General features: G+C 71.7%; 18 protein-coding genes, 1 tRNA gene and 1 other RNA gene. 15 read left to right on the top strand and 5 right to left on the bottom strand.

All coding sequences use genetic code 11. The features are described 5' to 3' along the window. Nucleotides 1-2 precede the first annotated feature (2 nt). The 3 genes from mmsB (at nt 3) to FFA01_RS10160 (ending at nt 3,245) form a co-directional block, all read left to right on the top strand. Nucleotides 3-1,370 carry a multiple monosaccharide ABC transporter permease gene (gene mmsB / locus FFA01_RS10170; RefSeq protein WP_146855786.1) on the top strand — a complete coding sequence of 456 codons (1,368 nt, stop codon included), beginning with the start codon at nt 3-5 and terminating at the stop codon, nt 1,368-1,370. A 104-nt stretch (nt 1,371-1,474) separates the two neighbouring features. Next, the gene (locus FFA01_RS10165) at nt 1,475-2,572 is read left to right on the top strand and encodes a substrate-binding domain-containing protein (protein WP_146855720.1); all 1,098 of its coding nucleotides are present in this window, start codon (nt 1,475-1,477) and stop codon (nt 2,570-2,572) included. A 112-nt stretch (nt 2,573-2,684) separates the two neighbouring features. Continuing rightward, nucleotides 2,685-3,245: an MOSC domain-containing protein gene (locus tag FFA01_RS10160; protein WP_146855718.1), complete on the top strand. Its 561-nt coding sequence runs from the start codon at nt 2,685-2,687 to the stop codon at nt 3,243-3,245. Between the two features lie 8 nt (nt 3,246-3,253). Here FFA01_RS10160 and FFA01_RS10155 read toward each other — a convergent pair whose 3' ends face one another. After that, entirely contained in the window at nt 3,254-3,820 is a 567-nt protein-coding gene (locus tag FFA01_RS10155; protein ID WP_146855715.1) for a TetR/AcrR family transcriptional regulator, read from the bottom strand. 306 nt (nt 3,821-4,126) lie between these two features. On the opposite strand from FFA01_RS10155, the gene FFA01_RS10150 reads away from it, so the two are divergent. The 3 genes from FFA01_RS10150 to FFA01_RS10140 all read left to right on the top strand — a co-directional run bounded on the left by FFA01_RS10150 (nt 4,127) and on the right by FFA01_RS10140 (nt 8,111). Then, on the top strand, nt 4,127-5,356 hold the full coding sequence (locus FFA01_RS10150) for a multidrug effflux MFS transporter (RefSeq protein ID WP_146855713.1): 1,230 nt from the start codon (nt 4,127-4,129) through the stop codon (nt 5,354-5,356). 101 nt (nt 5,357-5,457) lie between these two features. After that, nucleotides 5,458-6,168, top strand: a complete 711-nt coding sequence (locus tag FFA01_RS10145; RefSeq protein ID WP_146855711.1) for a phosphatase PAP2 family protein — start codon at nt 5,458-5,460, stop codon at nt 6,166-6,168. A gap of 20 nt (nt 6,169-6,188) precedes the next feature. Beyond that, nucleotides 6,189-8,111 (top strand): helicase HerA-like domain-containing protein, encoded by a 1,923-nt coding sequence (locus FFA01_RS10140; protein WP_146855709.1) that lies wholly within the window; start codon nt 6,189-6,191, stop codon nt 8,109-8,111. Between the two features lie 9 nt (nt 8,112-8,120). On the opposite strand, the gene FFA01_RS10135 is transcribed toward FFA01_RS10140, so the two are convergent. Both FFA01_RS10135 and FFA01_RS10130 read right to left on the bottom strand, forming a co-directional pair. Next, complete coding sequence (locus tag FFA01_RS10135) at nt 8,121-8,741, bottom strand: hypothetical protein (protein ID WP_146855707.1); 621 nt, start codon at nt 8,739-8,741, stop codon at nt 8,121-8,123. Between the two features lie 140 nt (nt 8,742-8,881). Continuing rightward, on the bottom strand, nt 8,882-9,253 hold the full coding sequence (locus FFA01_RS10130) for an RNA-binding S4 domain-containing protein (protein ID WP_146855705.1): 372 nt from the start codon (nt 9,251-9,253) through the stop codon (nt 8,882-8,884). A 93-nt stretch (nt 9,254-9,346) separates the two neighbouring features. Here FFA01_RS10130 and FFA01_RS10125 point away from each other — a divergent pair. The 3 genes from FFA01_RS10125 (at nt 9,347) to FFA01_RS10115 (ending at nt 10,679) form a co-directional block, all read left to right on the top strand. After that, nucleotides 9,347-9,431 (top strand) — tRNA-Ser (locus tag FFA01_RS10125). A gap of 150 nt (nt 9,432-9,581) precedes the next feature. Then, nucleotides 9,582-10,172 (top strand): DUF805 domain-containing protein, encoded by a 591-nt coding sequence (locus FFA01_RS10120; RefSeq protein WP_146855703.1) that lies wholly within the window; start codon nt 9,582-9,584, stop codon nt 10,170-10,172. Between the two features lie 54 nt (nt 10,173-10,226). Further along, entirely contained in the window at nt 10,227-10,679 is a 453-nt protein-coding gene (locus FFA01_RS10115) for a VOC family protein (RefSeq protein WP_146855701.1), read from the top strand. A gap of 3 nt (nt 10,680-10,682) precedes the next feature. Here the strand turns inward: FFA01_RS10115 and FFA01_RS10110 are convergent, their stop codons facing one another. Then, nucleotides 10,683-11,174 carry a GNAT family N-acetyltransferase gene (locus FFA01_RS10110; RefSeq protein WP_146855699.1) on the bottom strand — a complete coding sequence of 164 codons (492 nt, stop codon included), beginning with the start codon at nt 11,172-11,174 and terminating at the stop codon, nt 10,683-10,685. Between the two features lie 68 nt (nt 11,175-11,242). Here FFA01_RS10110 and pta point away from each other — a divergent pair, with 68 nt between their 5' ends. Both pta and FFA01_RS10100 read left to right on the top strand, forming a co-directional pair. Then, the gene (gene pta / locus FFA01_RS10105; protein ID WP_146855697.1) at nt 11,243-13,384 is read left to right on the top strand and encodes a phosphate acetyltransferase; all 2,142 of its coding nucleotides are present in this window, start codon (nt 11,243-11,245) and stop codon (nt 13,382-13,384) included. After that, nucleotides 13,381-14,574 carry an acetate/propionate family kinase gene (locus tag FFA01_RS10100; RefSeq protein ID WP_146855695.1) on the top strand — a complete coding sequence of 398 codons (1,194 nt, stop codon included), beginning with the start codon at nt 13,381-13,383 and terminating at the stop codon, nt 14,572-14,574. The genes pta and FFA01_RS10100 overlap by 4 nt, the downstream gene beginning before the upstream one ends. Before the next feature lie 96 nt (nt 14,575-14,670). Here FFA01_RS10100 and FFA01_RS10095 read toward each other — a convergent pair whose 3' ends face one another. Beyond that, the gene (locus tag FFA01_RS10095) at nt 14,671-15,351 is read right to left on the bottom strand and encodes an SDR family oxidoreductase (RefSeq protein ID WP_146855693.1); all 681 of its coding nucleotides are present in this window, start codon (nt 15,349-15,351) and stop codon (nt 14,671-14,673) included. A gap of 54 nt (nt 15,352-15,405) precedes the next feature. On the opposite strand from FFA01_RS10095, the gene ffs reads away from it, so the two are divergent. From ffs to FFA01_RS10075, 4 genes are all read left to right on the top strand, one after another. Further along, an RNA gene (ffs, locus tag FFA01_RS10090) (signal recognition particle sRNA small type) lies at nt 15,406-15,502 on the top strand. A 193-nt stretch (nt 15,503-15,695) separates the two neighbouring features. Further along, nucleotides 15,696-16,580, top strand: a complete 885-nt coding sequence (locus FFA01_RS10085; RefSeq protein ID WP_146855691.1) for a DUF5819 family protein — start codon at nt 15,696-15,698, stop codon at nt 16,578-16,580. Then, entirely contained in the window at nt 16,577-17,668 is a 1,092-nt protein-coding gene (locus FFA01_RS10080) for an HTTM domain-containing protein (RefSeq protein ID WP_167627344.1), read from the top strand. The genes FFA01_RS10085 and FFA01_RS10080 overlap by 4 nt, the downstream gene beginning before the upstream one ends. 167 nt (nt 17,669-17,835) lie before the next feature. Then, the coding region (locus FFA01_RS10075) for a choice-of-anchor G family protein (protein WP_167627343.1) at nt 17,836-20,072 on the top strand (2,237 nt) is incomplete at its 3' end.

The raw sequence follows: 20,072 nt of genomic DNA, 5'->3' as shown, positions 1-20,072 counted from the left end.
GCATCAAAGACCTGAAGAAGGTGTTCGGCGGCAACCAGTCGAACGCCCGACAGTTCGGGATGATCGCGACACTCGTGGTCGCCATCGTGATCTTCCAGGTGCTCACCGGCGGGCTCACCCTCGACCCGCCGAACCTGATCGCCCTGGTCAGCCAGTACTCGTACATCCTGATCCTCGCGATCGGCATGGTGATGGTGATCGTCGCCGGCCACATCGACCTCTCGGTCGGTTCGGTCGCCGCCTTCGTCGGCATCATGGTCGCGACGTCGATGACCACCTGGAACTTCCCCTGGCCCGTCGCCATCCTCTTCGGCCTCGTGGTCGGTGCGGCGATCGGCGCCTGGCAGGGCTTCTGGGTCGCCTACGTCGGCGTGCCCGCGTTCATCGTGACGCTGGCCGGCATGCTCCTCTTCCGCGGTGCGAACCAGTTCGTCGGCAACGCCGTCACGCTGCCCGTCCCCGAGGGCTTCACCGTGATCGGCGCGGGGTACCTGCCCGAGTTCGGCCCGAACACCGGCTACAACAACGCCACGCTGCTGCTCGGCCTGCTGCTGGCCGCCGTCGTCGTCTGGCGCGAGTTCCGCCTGCGCCGCAAGCAGCGCGCCCTCGGCTCCGACATGGCGCCCCTCTGGGTCAGCCTGGTGAAGGTCGCCGTGCTGGTCGCCATCATCATCTACGCCGCCACGCTCTTCGGCGGAGGCCGCGTCGGCACGTCGTTCCCGATCTCGGGCATCATCCTCGGCGTGCTCGTGCTGGTCTACGGCTTCATCACCCAGAACACGATCTTCGGTCGTCACATCTACGCGGTCGGCGGCAACTCGCACGCCGCCGAGCTGTCGGGCGTCAACGCCAAGCGCGTGAACTTCCTGGTGATGATGAACATGTCGATCCTGGCCGCCGTCGCGGGCATGATCTACGTGGCCCGTGCCGGCGCGTCCGGCCCGCAGGACGGCCTCAACTGGGAGCTCGACGCCATCGCCTCGGTCTTCATCGGAGGCGCCGCCGTCGCCGGCGGCATCGGGACGGTGACCGGTTCGATCGTCGGTGGTTTCGTCATCGCCGTGCTGAACAACGGGCTGCAGCTGCTCGGCGTCGGCTCGGACAAGGTGCAGATGATCAAGGGCCTCGTGCTGCTGATCGCCGTCGCCGTCGACGTCTACAACAAGAGCCAGGGCCGCCCGTCCATCACGGGCTTCCTGACCCGTGGTCTCCGCCGTGACAAGAACGGCGTCGCCGCTCCCGCCTCGGCCGAGACCGCACCCGGCACCCAGAACGGCGTCGGCAGCGAATCCGACTCGGCCGCTCCCGTCCTCACCCCGAACGGCGACATCTCGGACGTGCAGCGTCCGGGATCCACCACGCCCAACTAGACCCGCACCCCGTGCGGCCGTCCATCGACGGCCGGCCGCGCCTCCTCCGGGTCGTCGCACGACGACCCACCCGCACCACCTCACTCACGAGAAAGAGACACAGCATGCGCAAAATCGCGCTGGCGACCATGGCGGTCGCCGCAGCAACGACGCTGATCCTGAGCGGCTGCTCGAACTCCGCTCGCACCGACGCCGGTTCCGGCGACGCGGCCGCCGGTTTCGACCAGGGCTCGATCGTCGGGGTCGCCCTCCCCGCCAAGACCAGTGAGAACTGGGTCCTGGCCGGCGACCTCTTCAACGAGGACCTCACCTCGGCGGGCTTCAAGCCCGACGTGCAGTACGCAGCGGCCAGCGGCACCGTCGCGAACCAGCAGGAGCAGATCCAGTCGATGGTGACCAAGGGCGCCAAGGTGATCGTCATCGGCGCGGCCGACGGCGGCCAGCTCGGCACGCAGGTCAAGGCGGCGCACGACGCCGGCGCGATCGTCATCGCCTACGACCGTCTCATCCTCAACACCGAGGACGTCGACTACTACGTCGCCTACGACAACTTCAAGGTCGGCGAGCTCCAGGGCCAGGCCCTCCTCGACGGCATGAAGGCCAAGAAGGCCGACGGCCCCTACAACATCGAGCTGTTCTCCGGCTCGTCGGACGACGCCAACTCGGCCGTCTTCTTCAACGGCGCCATGAGCGTGCTGCAGCCGGCCATCGACGACGGCACCGTCGTCGTGGGCTCGGGCCAGACCGACATCAAGCAGACGGCGACCGACGGCTGGAAGGCCGAGAACGCCCAGCGTCGTATGGACTCGCTGCTGACCAGCACGTACACCGACAAGGAGCTCGACGGCGTCCTGAGCCCCAACGACACCCTCGCCCGCGCCATCATCACCTCGGTGAAGCAGGCCGGCAAGGACATCCCCGTCGTCACGGGTCAGGACAGCGAGGTCGAGTCGGTCAAGTCGATCATGGCCGGCGAGCAGTACTCGACGATCAACAAGGACACCCGCAACCTCGTCAAGCAGGCCGTCGCCATGGTGACCTCGGTCTCCGAGGGCGACACCCCCGAGACGAACGACGACGAGTCGTACGACAACGGCTCGAAGGTCGTCCCCGCGTACCTGCTGCCCCCGCAGATCGTGACCAAGGACAACGCCGCCGAGGCCTACGCCAACGACCCCACGCTGGGCCCGTTGACCAAGTAGTCCCGAACCACGCACCACACGAGAGCCGATCGCCCAGCCGGGCGGTCGGCTCTCGCCGTCCGTGGGGCCGGATCGTCGTCCGTCGAGCCGCCTCGCTTGGTACCGTGACCGGATGCACGAGGAGGAACGGGTCGGCACGGAGACGCCCGTCACCGTCGAGCTGCTGCTCGCGTCGCCGCGGGCCCGGTACGTCGGCCGTCCGGCAGACGGCCCCGAGCCGTCGTCCGGCCGCGAGACGCACGACCGGGTCGAGATCCGGGCCGGCCTCGGCGTGGTCGGCGACCGCTACTTCGGACGGCCCGCGCACCGGCAGGCGTCGGTGACCGTGTTCGCGGCGGAGTCCCTCGAGACCGTCGCGCGCCTCCTCGGCTCCGGACCCCTCGACGCTGCCGCCACCCGCCGCAACGTCGTGCTGCGCGGCACCGACGTCGACGCCCTGCGCGGTGAGACGTTCAGCCTCGACACGGGGGAGGGCCCGGTGGTGTTCCGGGCCCATCGTGCGGCCAACCCGTGCGCCTGGATGGACGTCGTGCTGGCGCCCGGCGCGTTCCGCGCGCTCCGGGGGAGGGGAGGGGTGCGCTGCGAGCCCCTGACGAGCGGAGCGCTCAGCCTCGGGCCCGCCGTGCTTCGCGTGCGGTCAGCGGACTCAGCGGAGCCCGTCGCCGGCGTCTGACCCGACGGTCAGCGCCACCACGACGGGATCATCGCGGTGATCGTGTCGAGCAGCGTCTTGCGGCTGGTCCGCTTGCCTCGCAGCCAGGCCTCGATCGCGCCGACCAGGGCGTGCGCGAAGAAGCCCGCGGCGATGTGGGGCGCCACCCCGCTCGGCACCGCGCCCTCGGGGAGGTCGTCGACGTGCTGCAGCGAGGTCGCCTCGAAGTGCGCCGCCAGCGCGTGGTGGATCGACGCGTCGAGGCGGTCGGGCAGGGCGAGGCGGTACATCTCGCGGTAGCGGACGACGTGATCGACGACCCGCTCGACCGCGAGCCGGGTGAGGGCCTCGGGGTCGGAGCCCGGCTCGGACCGGAGTCGGGCGTCCTCGTCGCGGATGGCGTCGAGCTCGGGGGTCAGGACGTCGGTGAGGAGGCTCCCCGGCGAGGTCGCATGGCTGTAGAACGTCGCACGGTTGATGCCGGCGGCCCGGGTGACGTCGGCGACCGTGATGGTCGAGACCGGCTGCCGGGAGGCCAGCTCGACGATCGCGGAGTGCAGCGATCGGGTGGTCTGGACGATGCGGGCGTCGACCATGGGCGGCCTCCTGTGGTGCGGAACGGAGCCCGCCGACGCGGGACCTCCCTGAGCCTAGACCGTGCCCTCGTCTCGTCGCGCATCGGCGCGACAGGTGTCGCGGGGGCTGTCGCGTGCTCCCGTCCGCCCACTACAATCGTTGGCGACGGCGTCCCGCTGCAGGCCACGATCGTCACCCTCCCCCTCCCTTCCGACCCTGTCGTCGCGCCGGTGGATCGAACCGATTCGACCCGTGCCGTGTCGGAGCCCCGCACGGTGCTCCGGCCGCCCCGTGCCTCCTCGGTCCCCACCTCGCATCGGAGCTCCGTGACCACCGTCGTCCACCCAGGTGACTCGCTCACCCGCCGTCAGCGACTGGTCTACGTCATCGTGCTCGGGGCCCTGACCGCTCTCGGGCCGTTCACGATCGACCTCTACCTGCCCGCGTTCCCCCAGCTGAGCAGCGAGTTCGCGGTCGACAGCGGGGTTATCCAGCTGACGCTGACGGCGACGACCATCGGCTTCGGGGTCGGACAGCTGCTCGTCGGGCCATGGAGCGACAAGGTCGGTCGACGACTGCCCCTGATCGTCGCGACGGCGGTGCACATCGCCGCGAGCATCGGCGTGGCGACGGCGCCCTCGATCGAGGTGCTCGGGCTGTTCCGCGTGCTGCAGGGCATGGGCGCGGCGGCCGGCGGCGTCGTCGCGATGGCGACCGTGCGCGACCTCTTCGGCGGGCTGCCGCTGGTCAGGATGCTCTCGCGGCTGGCCCTGGTCAACGGCCTGGCGCCGATCGTCGCGCCGGTGATCGGCTCGCAGCTGCTCCAGTTCACCAGCTGGCGAGGCATCTTCGTGTTCCTGATCGCCTACGGCGCCTTCGTGATCATCGCGGCGATCTTCCTCATCGTCGAGACGCTGCCGCCCGCCCGTCGCCAGGAGGCCGGGCACTCGACCCTGGGCCAGCGCTACAAGGTGCTGTTCAGCGACCGGATCTTCGTCGGCGTCGCCCTGATCGGCGCGATGACGTTCTCCGGGCTGTTCTCGTACCTCTCGGCGTCGTCCTTCCTCTTCCAGGAGGTCTACGGCCTCGACCCCCAGCAGTACGGCTACCTGTTCGCGATCAACTCGCTCGGCATCGTCGCGGGGGTGCAGATCAGCTCGCGGCTGGCGCGTCGGGTCGGACCGCAGTGGATCCTCGCCTGCTCCACCGTCGTGCTGCTCCTCTCGGCGACGGCCATCGTCGTGCTCGACTCGGCGGGGGCCGGGCTGGTCGGAATCCTCGTGCCGCTGTGGTTCTTCATCGCCGCCTGCGGGTTCTCGTTCCCGCAGGTCCAGGTGCTGGGGCTCGCCAACCACGGGAAGGAGGCCGGCACGGCCGCGTCGCTGCTCGGCGCGCTGAACTTCGGCCTGGCCGGACTGATCTCGCCCGTCGTGGGGTTCCTCGGCATCGGGTCGGCGGTTCCGATGGGCAGCGTCATGATCGCCACGTCGTGCGTCGCGATCGCGAGCCTGTGGCTGCTGGTGCGGCCGCGGACGGTACCGGCGCTGGGGAACTGACCCGCGCCTCCCTCGGCCGCCGGTCCCGCCTCGCGTCCCGGCGGACCCGTCGACCCGTGGAGGCGCGGGCCGGGCCGTCCGCCGCCGGGTACGGTCTGGGGATGCGCACCGACCCCCTCTCGCCGAAGCCCGCGTCCCCCGCCGAGGAGCGCGTGGCGCGGCGGGTGCAACGACGCTGGTGGGTGTTCAGCGCGCTCGGCGCGATCGGCGTCGTGCTGCTGCTCGGCGTCGTGATCACGGCCCGCTCGGGGGTGATCGGCGTCGACGAGGAGTTCATGGGCGAGCTGGTCGAGCATCGCAGTCCGTTCTGGGACGCCCCGTCGTTGGTGTTCAACGTGATCGGCGCCGGTGTCGTCGGGGTGTTCGTCGTGCCGCTCGGCGTGGCGGCCGTGCTGCTGCTCCGCCGTCGACGGTGGGCCGCGTTCTACTGGATCACCGCGTGCGCGCTCAGCGCGGGCGTCGTGCAGGTCGTCAAGCACGCTTTCGGGCGGGCCAGGCCGGCCGACATCATGGTCGTGAGCGACTACGGGTCGTTCCCCTCCGGGCACACCGCCAACGCGGCGACCCTGGCCGTCGTGCTGGGCGTCATCCTGCGTCGCGTCTGGGTGTGGGCGGCGGGCGTCCTCTACACGGTCGCGATGCTGCTCAGCCGGACCTACCTCGGCGCGCACTGGCTGACCGACACCATCGGCGGCCTCCTGATCGGCGCCGGCGTCGCGGTGGTGCTCTGGGCCCCGTTCGCCCACCGGCTGCTGGCCGAGCAGGAACGCGTGCGCGGACGAGGCTGGATCTGGCAGCACCGCGAGAGCTGATCGGTGCCTAGGCTGACGGCATGACGGACGCGCTCGAGCAGGCCAGGGCGGAGGCCGCCGCCGCGGTCGCCGCTGCCGACAAGGCGAGGCAGGACGCGGAGGCGGCGCTCGCCCGGGCGGAGCAGCTCGCCGCCGATGCGGCCGCGGCCTCCGCCGCGGAGCAGGCGTCCGCCGAGGCGAGCGTCGCGGAGGCGGCCGGCTCCGCGGGCATCGCCGATCCGTCGGCCGACTCCGGCCCGCTCGGCGAGCCCGCGATCGACGCCATCCGCACCGGCTACGGCTTCGACGGTCCGGCCCTCGAGCTGGGCGCCCTGGTCAACGGCGAGGCCCGGGCCGACGTGCCCGTGCGCATCCCTCTCGCCATGCTCAACCGGCACGGCCTGGTCGCCGGCGCCACCGGCACCGGCAAGACCAAGACGCTGCAGGTGCTCGCCGAGCAGCTCTCGGCGGCGGGCGTTCCGGTCTTCGCCGCCGACGTGAAGGGCGACCTGTCCGGCATCGCGAGCCCGGGCGAGCCGAGCGAGGCGCTGCTCTCCCGCACGGCGGGCGTCGGACAGAGCTGGGTCCCGCAGTCGGCGCCGACGGAGTACTTCGCGCTCGGCGGCATCGGCACGGGCATCCCGGTCCGCGCCACGGTCAGCGGCTTCGGGTCGCTGCTGCTCAGCAAGGTGCTGGGCCTCAACGACACGCAGGAGTCGAGCCTCGGTCTGGTCTTCCACTACGCCGAGCAGGCCGGCCTGCCGCTGCTCGACCTCACCGACCTCCGGGCCGTGCTGACCTATCTGACCAGCGACGGCGGCAAGGGCGAGCTCGACGGTCTCGGCGGCCTGAGCAAGCAGACCGTCGGGGTGATCCTCCGCGAGCTGATCACGTTCGCCGACCGCGGCGCCGACGCGTTCTTCGGCGAGCCAGAGATCGACACGGCCGAGTTCCTCCGCACGGCCGCCGACGGCCGCGGCGTCGTCAGCCTGCTCGAGCTGCCCGGCGTGCACGACCAGCCCGCGCTCTTCTCGACCTTCCTGATGTGGCTGCTGGCCGACCTGTACAACGACCTGCCCGAGGTGGGCGACCTCGAGAAGCCCAAGCTCGTCTTCTTCTTCGACGAGGCGCACCTGCTCTTCACCGACGCCTCGAAGGAGTTCGTCGCCCAGATCACGCAGACCGTGCGGCTGATCCGCTCCAAGGGCGTCGGCATCGTGTTCGTGACGCAGACCCCGAAGGACGTGCCCGGCGAGGTGCTCGCCCAGCTCGGCTCCCGGGTGCAGCACCAGCTGCGCGCCTTCACGCCCGACGACGCGAAGGCGCTGCGGGCGACGGTCTCGACGTACCCGACGAGCGACTACGACCTCGCCCAGGTGCTGACCACCCTCGCCACCGGGGAGGCGGTCGTCACGGTCATGAACGAGAAGGGGGCGCCCAGCCCGGTCGCCTGGACGCGCCTCCGTGCGCCGCAGGGCTCGATGTCGCCCACCCCGGCCGAGGAGATGCAGGCGACGGTCGCCGCCTCGCCCCTCCTGGCCGCCTACGGGACGGCCATCGACCGCGACTCGGCGCGCGAGATCCTCGCCCGCAAGCTGGAGGCCGCGGCGCTCGACGCGCGGGAGCGCACCGACGCCGCCGCTCGACAGGCGACGATCGAGGCGCAGCTCGAAGAGGCCGCGGCCCGCGAGAAGGCCGACGCGAAGGCCGCCACCGCCGCCGAACGCGAGCGGAAGGCGGCCCAGGCCGAGTACGAACGTCAGCAGAAGGAGTTCGAGCGAGCCGAGCGCGCCGCGGCGGCGAAGCGGGCGGGACGGTCGTCGACGACCTGTGCCTCCTCGGGTTCACGCGCTCCCGTCGGGTCGACCGGAGGGGTCATCGGCGACGTGCTCGGGTCCCGTGCGGGCAAGGCCATCGTGCGCGAGGTCGTCAAGGGCATCTTCGGCACCCTCCGTCGCCGCTGATCCGACGGGTCAGCCGCCCAGCGCGCGATAGACGAGCACGAGGCCGCCCGTGGCCAGCGCGAACAGTCCGATCAGGGCGGGCGCCGTGAGGTGGGGACGGCCCTCGTACCAGTACCGGGCATGCGGATAGCGACGGTAGAAGTCTCCGAGCGCCATCGGCTTGGGCGCGGCGGGCGCCGCCCCGAGGGCGTCTCCGACGGCGGTCATCGCCTCGTCGGGCCAGTAATGGCCTCGCATCCGGAACAGCTTGACGCCGACCGCGTCGAAGGCGACCAGCTGGAGGACGACGTCGGTCGAGTGCGGGCGGTAGGTGCTCACCATGACGACCTCGGCGATGCGGTCGCGTCGCACCCGGACGAACCCCGGCAGCCAGCCGCGTTTGACGAAGTCGTCGGCCGTCACCCCGGCGAACGAGATGCGGTAGCGCCGGTACGCCACCAGGCCGAGCGCGAGGGCCGCACCGGCGAGGGCGACGATGGCGGGCCAGCGCCCCGAGGGCCAGCAGAGCCAGAACAGCGCCACGCCCACCGGCAGCAGGATGGCGACGCAGGTGAGCGTCGCGCTGAGGGCGAGCGAGCGTCGGGGCAGGACGAGCGTCTCGAAGTCCTCTCGCGCGACCCCTGCCACCATCTCAGCCCCCTCGGCCGGCGTCGCCGCCCTCGCCCGCGGCGACGGGCCCACCGCCCCCGATGGAAGTCGCCGTGACCCTCGATCTTAGGGCGTGCGGCGGCTGCGCACCGACCGATCGGTGTCCCCCGAGGAGGCGCGGATCAGCGGTCGCGGAGCCTCTCGAGCTCGCGACGCTCCCGTTTGGTCGGGCGACCGGCGCCCCGGTCGCGCACGGGCACCGTGGCGACCTCCTCGCGGGGCGGGGGAGGCGGGGTCAGATCGTCCATCGCGAGAGCGGCCACCGGGGCGCCCACCCGTCTGACCAGGCACTGCCGCACCACGAGGATCCGCTCGACACCGCCGAGCCGCACGCGCACCTCGTCGCCCGGACGGATCGACTGGGCGGCCTTGACGCGCTCGCCGCCGACCCTGACGTGCCCGGCCCGGCAGGCGGCGGTCGCCGCCGAACGCGTCTTGACGATGCGCACCGCCCAGAGCCAGGCGTCGACGCGGCACGAGGCGGGGGAGTCCATGCCCACGATCGTACGTCGCGGGGCCGTCACTCACCGGGGTGCGCATCCGCTAGAGTGGACGAGGTTCGCGCGCCGGTAACCGGTGCGCCGCCTGGAGGATTCGCCTAGTGGCCTATGGCGCACGCTTGGAAAGCGTGTTGGGTGCAAGCCCTCAGGGGTTCGAATCCCCTATCCTCCGCCGCACGACCGAGAAGCCCCCGCATCGACACCTCGATGGCGGGGGCTCTCGTCGTAGGAGGCCTCGGGATCGGCGGCGGCCCGTCGCCGCCGACCGGCTCGAGGCGCGCTACGGTGGGCGGACAGTCGTCACCGATCCGGGGGGAACACCATGACCGACCAGCAGCCGAACCAGCCGCCGCAGCCGTACGGCGAGCCGCCGCAGCCGTACGGACAGCAGCAGCCGTACGGTCAGCCGCCGCAGCCCTACGGACAGCAGGCCCCCGGGCAGGCTCAGCAGCCGTTCGGCACGGACGGGACCCCACCGCTCCGGGCCCCCTACTACGGCGCGCCGCTGTCAGCGGCGGTGTCGCGGTTCTTCCGCAAGTTCTTCGACTACTCGGGTCGGGCCAGCCGCAGCGAGTACTGGTGGTTCGCGCTCGCCCAGGGCGTCGTCACGTTCGGCCTCGTCATCGTGACGGGCCTCGTCGCCTCGATCGGCAGCACGGTGGACGCCACGGGTCAGGCCGTCTCCGACCCGCCCCTGGCGATCTTCGTCCCTCTCGTCGTCCTCAACCTCCTGCTGTGGCTGGTGGTGCTCGTCGGCTCGTTCTCGCTGACGGCTCGCCGGCTGCACGACGTGGGCCTCAGCGGGTACTTCCAGTTCCTGTACCTCGTGCCGTTCGGCTCGATCGCCGTGTTCGTCATGACGCTGCTCGACTCGAAGCCCGAGGGCGCCCGCTTCGACACGCCCCGCGACTGAGGCGGCGTCCCCCGGCCCCGGGGTGCTCCCGGGGTGGGGGAGTGTGATGGCGCGATGAGCGACCCCATCTTCCAGCCGCGTGGCATCTCGCACGTCCGGCTCACCGTCACCGACATCCGGCGCAGCAAGGCCTTCTACCAGCAGCTGTTCGGCATGCCGCCGGGCAGCGACTTCAGCGATCAGATCGACGACCCGACGATCCACGACGACCCGCAGCGCACCTACGGCGGCTGCTCGTTCACCTTCGGCGGTCAGACGATGGGCCTGCGACCCGTGGCACCGAGAGGGGACCGCTTCGATCCCGACCGGGTCGGCCTCGACCACCTCAGCTTCGTCGTCGACACGGTCGACGAGCTGCACGAGGCGGCCCGGCGCCTGTCCGAGGCCGGCATCGAGCACGGCGACGTGACGCCGATCCCGGCCTTCGGCCTCGTCATCCTGTCGGTGCAGGACCCGGACGACATCAACCTCGAGCTCGCGGCGCGGGCGCCGGCCGACGAGCGGTAGCGGTCAGCTCAGCGCGCGGGTCATGTAGCGGAGGTCGAGCCACCGGCCGAACTTCGTGCCGACCTCGCGCAGGACGCCGGCGTCGTCGAAGCCGAGCGAGGAGTGCAGGCGCACCGACGCCTCGTTGCCGGCCTCGATCAGGGCCACCATCACGTGCAGGCCGTCGGCGCTCGCCCCGGCGATCAACGCCTGCAGCAGCGATCGCCCGATGCCCTTCCCCTGGTGCCCCGGGCGCACGTAGACGCTGTTCTCGCAGGTGTGGCGGTAGCCCTCCTTCGCGTGGAACGGGCCGTAGCTCGCGTAGCCGACCACCAGGTCGTCCTCCACGGCGACGAGGGCGGATCGGCCGGCGACCGAATGGGTCGCCAGCCAGTCGCGCCGACCGTCGAGCGTCGGGGGCTCGTCGGTCCAGATGGCGGTCGAGTGCGCGACGGCGTCGGCATGGATCTCGAGCACGCCGGGCAGGTCGGATTCGATGGCTGGTCGGATCTGCATGGCGAAGATCCTAGGGGAGCCGTCCCGCTCACCGCCGCCTCCGAGGCGACCGCCCTAGTGTTGTGGCCGTGTCGACCCGCATCTACATCACGTCCGCAGAAGGCCACACCGGCAAATCCACGATCGCCCTCGGGGTGCTCGACACCCTGAGCCACGAGCTCGGGCGCGTCGGGGTGTTCCGCCCCGTCGCCCGCTCGACGGACGAGCGCGACTACGTGCTCGAGCTGCTGCTCGCGCACGACGGCGTCGACCTCGGCTACGACCAGTGCGTCGGCGTCACCTACGACGACGTCCACGCCGACCCCGACGCGGCTCTCGCGACGATCGTCAGCCGGTTCGCGGCCGTCGAACGGCAGTGCGACGCCGTCGTCGTCATCGGCTCCGACTACACCGACGTCGGCAGCCCCACCGAGCTCTCGTTCAACGCCCGCGTGGCCGCCAACCTCGGAGCCCCCGTGCTGCTGGTGCTCGGCGGTCGGAGCTCCGACGGCGGTTCCGCACGCAGCGGGGCCGAGATGCGCCAGGTGGCCGAGGTCACGACGGCGGAGCTCCGCAGCGAGCACGCGAGCCTGCTCGGGGTCGTCGCCAACCGGGTCGAGCCCGAGCGCCTCGACGAGGTCGTCTCGGGCATCGGCGGCGCCCTCGCCTCCTCGCCCTGGGGGGCCGTCCCGGTCTGGGCCCTGCCGGAGGACCGCCTCCTGGTCGCCCCGACCGTCCGAGCCGTGCTCTCCGCGACGGGCGCCACGCTGCTCAGCGGCGACGAGGCCCTGCTCGATCGCGAAGCCGTCGGCGTGGTGGTCGCCGCCATGTCGATGGAGAACGTCCTGCCGCGGCTCACCGAGGGCGCGATCGTCGTGGTGCCGGGCGATCGGTCCGACGTCCTGGTCGCCACCGTCCTCGCGCACGCGTCCGAGACCTTCCCCTCGCTCGCCGGCATCGTCCTCAACGGCGGCTTCGAGCTGGCCCCGCAGGTCGAGCGGCTGATCGCCGGTCTCGACAGCCCCCTGCCCATCGCCCACAACGACCTGGGCACCTACGACACCGCCCTCGCGATCACCCAGACACGGGGCCGTCTCGCCGCCGACTCGTCGCGGAAGCACGACCTCGCCCTGTCCCTCTTCGAGACGCACGTCGACGGCGAGCAGCTGCTGCGCCTCCTCCAGGTCAGCCCCTCGGGTGTGGTGACGCCCCTCATGTTCGAGTACCAGCTGCTCGAGCGGGCACGGGGCGTGCAGAAGCACATCGTCATGCCGGAGGGCGACGACGACCGCATCCTGCGGGCGGCGTCGACCCTGCTGCAGCGCGGCGTCGCGCGCATCACCCTGCTCGGCGACGAGCCGGCGATCCGCGCACGCGGGGCCGAGCTCGGACTCGATCTGGCCGAGGCGCGCATCCTCGATCCGTTCGACCCCAGCCTGCAGGTCCAGTTCGCGGCCGAGTACGCCAAGCTCCGGGCGCACAAGGGCATCTCCGCCTCGATGGCCATGGACACCGTCACCGACGTGTCGTACTTCGGCACGATGATGGTCAAGCTCGGACTCGCCGACGGCATGGTCTCCGGCGCCAAGCACACCACCGCCCACACCATCCGCCCCGCCTTCGAGGTGATCAAGACGCTGCCGGACGTCGGCGTCGTCTCGAGCGTGTTCCTCATGGCGCTCGCCGACCGGGTGCTCGTCTACGGCGACTGCGCGGTCATCCCCGATCCCACCGCCGAGCAGCTCGCCGACATCGCCATCTCGTCGGCCCAGACGGCCGAGCAGTTCGGCATCGAGCCTCGGGTCGCGATGCTGAGCTACAGCACCGGCGACAGCGGCTCGGGCGCCGACGTCGAGAAGGTGCGCGCCGCCACCGCGCTCGTCCGCGAGCGTCGACCCGACCTGCTGGTCGAAGGGCCCATCCAGTACGACGCCGCAGCCGACCCGACCGTGGCCGCGGCCAAGATGCCCGACTCCGAGGTGGCCGGCCGTGCGACGGTGTTCATCTTCCCCGACCTGAACACCGGCAACAACACGTACAAGGCCGTCCAGCGCAGTGCCGGCGCCGTGGCGATCGGCCCGATCCTGCAGGGGCTCCGCAAGCCGATCAACGACCTGTCGCGCGGCGCGCTCGTCGGCGACATCGTCAACACCGTCGCGATCACCGCCATCCAGGCCGGGACCGACAGCGCCCCGACCACCGTCACCACCCCCGAAGGGATCCCCTCGTGAGCGCAGTCCTCGTCGTCAACTCCGGTTCGTCGTCGTTCAAGTACCAGCTGATCGAGCTCGATGGCGAGCGGACCCTCGCGAGCGGTCTCGTCGAACGCATCGGCGAGGACGTCGGGTCGACGCGGCACCGCAACGAGGTGACCGGCGACGAGACCCGCAACGACTCGCAGCCGATCGCCGACCACGCCGCCGGGTTCGCCGCGATGCTCAGCGCCTTCGAGTCGCACGGCCCCTCCTTCGACGAGTACCCGCCGATCGCGGTCGGCCATCGGGTCGTCCACGGCGGGGAGGAGTTCGACCGGGCGACGGTCGTGACCGCCGACGTCGAGAAGGCCATCGATCGGCTGTCCACCCTCGCGCCCCTCCACAACCCCGCGAACCTGCAGGGCATCCGGGCGGCGAAGAAGGCGTTCGCCGACGTGCCGCACGTCGCGGTCTTCGACACCGCCTTCCACCAGACGCTGGCGCCGGCGGCCTACACCTACGCCATCGACGCCGAGCTCGCCCGCCGGCACCACGTCCGTCGATTCGGATTCCACGGCACGTCGCACAAGTACGTCAGCGAGAAGACGGCCGAGTTCCTCGGCAGGCCGCTCGCCGAGCTGAAGATGATCGTGCTGCATCTCGGCAACGGGGCCTCGGCGGCGGCGATCGACGGTGGACGCTCGATCGACACGAGCATGGGCATGACGCCCCTCGAGGGTCTCGTCATGGGCACGCGCTCGGGCGACATCGACCCGGCGGCCGTCTTCCACCTGCACCGTGAGGCCGGCCTCGACGTGGCCGAACTCGACACCCTGCTCAACAAGAGGTCCGGTCTGCTGGGTCTGACCGGCAGCGGCGACATGCGCGACGTGCAGGACAGCGCGTCCCGGGGCGACGCCGTGGCCGAGGCGGCGCTCGCCGTCTACCGGCACCGGCTGCGTCACTACATCGGCGCGTACGTCGCCCAGCTCGGCGGCCTCGACGCCGTCGTGTTCACGGCCGGCGTCGGCGAGAACAACGCGCTGCTCCGGCGGCGCACCCTGGCCGGGCTCGGGTTCTTCGGCATCCAGGTCGACGACGATCGCAACGAGCTCGCCTCGCGCGACGCGCGGCTCATCTCGCCCGACGGCGCCCCCGTGTCGGTGCTGGTCGTGCCGACGAACGAGGAGCTCGAGATCGCGCGTCAGGCCGCGGCCCTCAGCTGATCCCGGTCCGTTCGTCCCGGCGACGCACGAGGGCCCGGAGGCGCAGGTCGCGCCTCCGGGCCCTCGGTCGTCTCCCCGGGATCGAGGAGGCGCGGGTCAGTACTTGATGGTCGCGAGCGCGTCCGAGACGGAGACGTCGCCGGAGACGGCTTCGAACTGGGTCTTGACGGCCGTGCCCTCGCTCAGCGCGGTGGCGATGATCTCGGCGACGTCGGCCCGGGGGATCGTGCCGCGCTCGACGGTCGTGCCGACCGTGATCTGGCCCGTCCCGGCGTCGTCGGTCAGTCCGCCGGGGCGCACGATGGTCCAGTCGAGGCCGTCGCGGCGGCGGAGGTCGGCGTCCGCCTCGCTCTTGGCGCGCATGTACACCTGGTACAGGTCGTCGTCGTTCGCGGCGGGGAGCTCGGCGCGGGCCGGGTCGAAGTCGTCGGTGCCGATGGCCGACACCATCACGTAGCGGGCCACCCCGGCCTTCTCGGCCGCGTCGGCGAGCAGGATCGCGCCGTCACGGTCGATCGTGAGCTTGCGTTCCGCACCGCTGCCGCCTCCGCCGCCGGCGGCGAAGACGACCGCGTCGGCCCCGTCGAGGTGACCGGCGAGGGTGTCGACGTCGGTCTTCTCGAGGTCGAGCACGAGGGCGCGCGCCCCCGCCGTCTCGAGGTCGGCGGTGTGGTCGGGGTTGCGGACGATGCCGACGGGGTCGTGCCCGGCGTCGGCGAGTCGGCGTTCGAGGAGCAGGGCGATCTTGCCGTGTCCTCCGGCGATGACGATTCTCATGCCCCCAGGCAACACCCCGGGTCGCGCGAGTCACTCAGAAGCCGCTAAACTTCTCGAGGCTCCTCACGTGGCGCCATCCAGGCCAACTCCCCCAGGGCAGAAATGCAGCAAGGGTAACCGGGCTCTGGCGGGTGCGTGAGGGGTCTTTCTCTTTTCCGGCGTCCATCCCCCGTTCGCGGGGTGCGAGATTCCCTCGTCTGTGCATAGTATTGCGACACCGCCGACGCCAACCACGTCGACGGCACGTCGCCAACCACGACGTCGCCAGGCCCCTCACCACGGCCCGGCTGTCCCGCCCCTCACCACGGCGAGACGAGATCGAACGACCCGAGAGGACCGCGACCGTGACGTCGCACAGGATCAGGACTCCCTCGTCGACCCACCCCGTCGACGACACCGCACCGGAACCCGCCGCCCCCGCGCAGCCGAACCGGTCGACGCGGGCGACCCACGCCGCGTCGGTCGATCCGTCCGTCGCGTCGACGGCCCCGGTCCGGGGCCCGCGCCGCACCGCGTCGCGCGTGGCCCTCGCACTGGCCGTGCTCGTGCTCGCCGGCCACCTGGGCGCCACGCTCCTCTGGTCGTCGGCCGGCAACCCGGTCCGCACCGCCGTCGGAGAGCAGACGCTGCGCGGCTACATGCTCCCGTTCTTCCAGCAGAGCTGGTCGGTGTTCGCCCCGGAGCCCGTCTCGAGCGACATCTCGCTCGACGTGCGGGCGCACCGGGCCGGCTCGACCGACGCGACCGAGTGGTTCACCGTCACCGACCGCGACATCGCCAACGGCGTCACCCACCACCTGATCCCGTCGCGCGCCTACCTGACCAACTTCTCGCTGGCCCGGGGGTGGTTCCAGTCCTACGACGCCCTCGGCGACGGGGCGGGCGCCGCCGTCGGACGATCGCAGATCGGCGGCGACTGGCGCCAGGCCCTCAACGACGACGTGCAGGCCTCGTCCACGGCCTCGGAGCCGACGGTCGCGGCGTACGTCGACTACGAGGACGCCCTCAACCGCATCGCCTCGAGCGTCGCCGTCGCCCAGTGGGGCGAGGTCGACGACGTCCAGGTCCGCGTCCGCATCACTCCGGTGACGCCCTTCGAGCAGCGTGCCGATCCCGTCGCCGACCCCGAGTTCCGATTCGTCACGAGCGGATGGCGCTCGCCGCTGCCGGCGTCGACGATGGACCAGGGCGCGATCGACGTCCTCTACGGGCGCGGGGGCCGGTCGTGAGCGCCCTCGTCGACCGGGGCCGCGCCTCCTCGGCTCGCCTGCTGGGTCGTCTCGAATGGTGGTTCCTCGACGGGGCCAAGGCCCTCTACGGGGCGGCGGCGGCGCGGATGGTCAGCGGACTGGGCATCCTGCTCTTCGTCCTGGCGAACGCCAGCAGCGCGGCCTACACCTGGGGCGGGGCCTCCGGATGGGCCGAGTCGGTCAACCGCTCGTCGACCTGGGGCTTCCCCTTCGTCGCCTTCGACGCCGCCCGGGTCGGCGGCCCCCTGTTCTGGACCGGATACCTGCTGCTCGGGCTCGCCGCTCTCGCGCTGCTCCTCGGCTGGCACGCCCGCGTCGCGACGATCGTCACCCTGTGGCTCTACACGAGCCTGACGACCTCCAACCTGATGGCCGTCGATCAGACCGACAACGCCGTCCGGCTCTTCCTCTTCTACTTCTGCTTCCTCGACCTGTCGCGGGTCTGGTCGCTCGACGCGAGACGTCGGGAGCGTCGCCAGGCGCGGGGCGGGCTGCCTCTCGGCTCCGGCTCCGCGGTGCTCGGCCGGATCCGCGCCGAGTGGGGCTGGCTGCGGGTGCTGGCGCACAACACCGCCCTCGTGGCCGTCGCCGGACAGCTGTTCGTCGTCTACGTCGTGGCCGGGCTCTCGAAGGTGCAGGGGCCGCTCTGGCGTGACGGCACGGCGATCTACTACCCGTTGCACGTCGAACGGTTCGCCCCGTGGCCCGCGCTCAGCAGCCTGCTCACCGCGAGCGGCGTGCTGGTCGCCCTCGCCACCTGGTTCGCGGTCGCGGTGCAGCTGTTCTTCCCGTTCATGCTGCTGCAGCGCTGGACGCGCGTGCTCGCCCTGCTCGGGGTGACCGGCATGCACGTCGGCATCGGCCTCTTCATGGGACTCCCGCTGTTCTCGCTCGCGATGCTCGCGGCCGACATGATCTTCATCCGGACGATCACCTTCCAGCGCGTGGCAGCCTTCGTGGCCGCGCGAGCGGACGTCGCCCGGGCCCGGTTCTCGAGATCGAGGGGAGGGATCGGCGAGCTGCCCGAGGCGACGGCTCGCGATCGGACGTCGCCCGTCGTCTCCTGACGGGGAGCGGACGGCACCACGGCACCACGGCACCACGGCACCACGGCACCACGGCACCACAGAACGCAGCGTCGCGATCGACCTTCGAGGCGCGCAGCACCCTCCCGGCCAACCACCGGGGGAGTCGGATCAGGCGGCAGGCTCCGGTCTGCCAGAAAGAGGCACCCGTGCGACAACTCAAGCAACGCGGCCCGTTGGGGACGCTCGGACTCTGGGGGTCCGCCGTGGCCGTGGGGGCGCTCGTCGCCACCGCGACCGTGGTCCCCGCCCAGGCCGCACCACCGGACGTCACCGAGGCGGAGGGGCTCTTCCTCAGCGGCAGCGGCATCGTCGACGTGGACACGATCGCCGAGCTGCAGGGCGCCTACTCGTCGTATGCGGGAGGCACGGCGGGCGACCCGCAGGCGAACCCGCTCGACCTGACGGTGCTGCAGTCGCTCGGCATCCAGATCGGCGGCGGCGTCCAGCTGCTCGGCCAGAACGGCATCCTCCAGCTCGGGGCCGCCTCGCAGTACGGCGCGACCTCCGCGACGGGGAGCACCGCGGCCTCGGGCCTCATCACGGCCGACGGCGCCGTGCAGGCGGGCGACGGGTCACCGGCGCAGCAGGCGTCTCTCGACCTGTCGGGCTTCCTCTCGGACGCCCAGGTCGCGGGTCTCGCCGACCAGCTCTCGCTCGAGCTCGGCGCCCTGTCGTCGAGCGCGACGGCGACCCGCACGGACGACGGCTACGACGTCGCGAGCGACTATCAGGTCGACGGTGCGCGACTGCAGCTGCACAGCCCCGCGGTATCGGCGCTGACGGGCGACCTGAACGAGACCATCGGCGACCTGGACACCGCGGTGAACGGCACCACGACGGCCCTGCCGGGCACGATCGAGGCGGGCGTCCTGACGCCGATCCGCGGTGCGCTGTCCGCCCTGGGCAACACGCTCACCCTCGCCGACACCCAGGCCGTGGTGACGGCGAACGTCGACCTTCCGGCGGTGACCGACCCGATCCTCGCCGCACCGCTCACGAGCGGTCCCGTCACCGTCGACCTGTCGACCGGCGACGTGACCGTCGACGTGGCTGCGCTGCAGTCGCTGGACGGGCTGCCGGCCAACACCGAGCTGCTGACCGGCGACGCGGTGAACGCCGAGCTGCAGACGGCCCTGTCGTCGATCTTCGACACGACCCTGCCCGACGCGCTCCGCACCGCCGTGACGCAGGCGGTCAACACGACGGAGGCGCGGGTCCTCATCACGACGACGCCCACCGTCAACGTGAACGTGCTGACGCTCGGGACGGTCACCGCCCCGCTTGCAAGGCTCTCCATCGACGTCGACACGACGCTCGGTGCCCTCGTCGGAACCGACCCCACCCGGCCGGTGGCCACGACGAGCGTCACGCCCCTGCCGAACTCGAACGGGGCCGTCGAGGTGCTGCTCGCGCCGCTCAGGGGGACCCTGGGCACGCTGACGACCGGTGTGTCCGACGCGGTCGAGACGGCGCTGCCCGGGCTCACGCAGCCGACCCTCGGGCCGATCCTCGGCGGCGCCGCTCTCGAAGGCGTCGGCGACACGCTGTCCGCGGCGACCGGTGCGGTCGCCGACGTGCTGAGCCCGCTGCTCGACGTGGTGAACGACCTCGTCTCGGTCACGGTCAACTCGCAGACCGGACCCGGCTTCCGCGACCCGAACGGGACGGACTCGGGTGCCTCGACGGTGCGTGCTCTGCGACTGGCCGTGCTGCCGGGTGCCGACGCGCTCGTGGTGGATCTGGCCGGCTCGACCGTGAACGCGCAGGCGCTCGACGCCCTGACGATCAACACGCCCGCCCCGAACGACGGATTCGTCGTGTTCGGGCCGAACGGCACCACCACGGTCACCGTGGGCGGTCTGTCCGCCCCTGGCGCCGTGATCGACGTCGCCATCGGCGACGCGACGGCTCAGACGACCGCGTCGGCTGAGGGAACCTGGTCCGTCGGAGTCCCCGGAGTCGTCGCCGGCCTGGACCAGACCGTGTCGGCGACGCAGACCATCGACGACGGGGCCCCGTCGGCGCCGGTCAGCGTCCTGATCGATGTGCGCGCCGCAGCGGCCGTCGCGATCACGGACCCGGACGACGGCGACGTGCTGACCGTCGGATCGAGCACCTCCATCCGTGACGTGGTCGTGACCGGCACGGTCGAGCCCGGTGCCACCGTCGTGGTGAGCCTCGACGGCGACGAGTCGGACCCGGTCGTCGCCTCGGACCCGGGAGGCACGTGGACCGTGACCTTCCCCGGCGTCGGCATCGGCTCGTACGACCTCGTCCCCACCGAGACCGTGGGCGGAATCGACTTCGAGGGCGAGACCGTCACGGTCGTCGTCCGCGAGGTCGGAGCCGGCACGGACACCGCCGGTACAGCCACGGACTCGAC

This window comes from Frigoribacterium faeni (genome assembly GCF_007988805.1).
GTDB classification, from domain to species: domain Bacteria; phylum Actinomycetota; class Actinomycetes; order Actinomycetales; family Microbacteriaceae; genus Frigoribacterium; species Frigoribacterium faeni.
The sequence above is the reverse complement of the archived record's forward strand: the minus strand, read 5'-3'. Positions and strand labels throughout refer to the sequence as shown.

Bases quoted from the DNA above. Each gene is read 5' to 3' on its own strand.
- FFA01_RS10165 (WP_146855720.1), top strand. From the start codon at position 1,475: ATGCGCAAAATCGCGCTGGCGACCATGGCGGTCGCCGCAGCAACGACG.
- FFA01_RS10160 (WP_146855718.1), top strand. From the start codon at position 2,685: ATGCACGAGGAGGAACGGGTCGGCACGGAGACGCCCGTCACCGTCGAG.
- FFA01_RS10155 (WP_146855715.1), bottom strand. From the start codon at position 3,820: ATGGTCGACGCCCGCATCGTCCAGACCACCCGATCGCTGCACTCCGCG.
- FFA01_RS10145 (WP_146855711.1), top strand. From the start codon at position 5,458: ATGCGCACCGACCCCCTCTCGCCGAAGCCCGCGTCCCCCGCCGAGGAG.
- FFA01_RS10140 (WP_146855709.1), top strand. From the start codon at position 6,189: ATGACGGACGCGCTCGAGCAGGCCAGGGCGGAGGCCGCCGCCGCGGTC.
- FFA01_RS10135 (WP_146855707.1), bottom strand. From the start codon at position 8,741: ATGGTGGCAGGGGTCGCGCGAGAGGACTTCGAGACGCTCGTCCTGCCC.
- FFA01_RS10130 (WP_146855705.1), bottom strand. From the start codon at position 9,253: ATGGACTCCCCCGCCTCGTGCCGCGTCGACGCCTGGCTCTGGGCGGTG.
- FFA01_RS10120 (WP_146855703.1), top strand. From the start codon at position 9,582: ATGACCGACCAGCAGCCGAACCAGCCGCCGCAGCCGTACGGCGAGCCG.
- FFA01_RS10115 (WP_146855701.1), top strand. From the start codon at position 10,227: ATGAGCGACCCCATCTTCCAGCCGCGTGGCATCTCGCACGTCCGGCTC.
- FFA01_RS10110 (WP_146855699.1), bottom strand. From the start codon at position 11,174: ATGCAGATCCGACCAGCCATCGAATCCGACCTGCCCGGCGTGCTCGAG.
- FFA01_RS10095 (WP_146855693.1), bottom strand. From the start codon at position 15,351: ATGAGAATCGTCATCGCCGGAGGACACGGCAAGATCGCCCTGCTCCTC.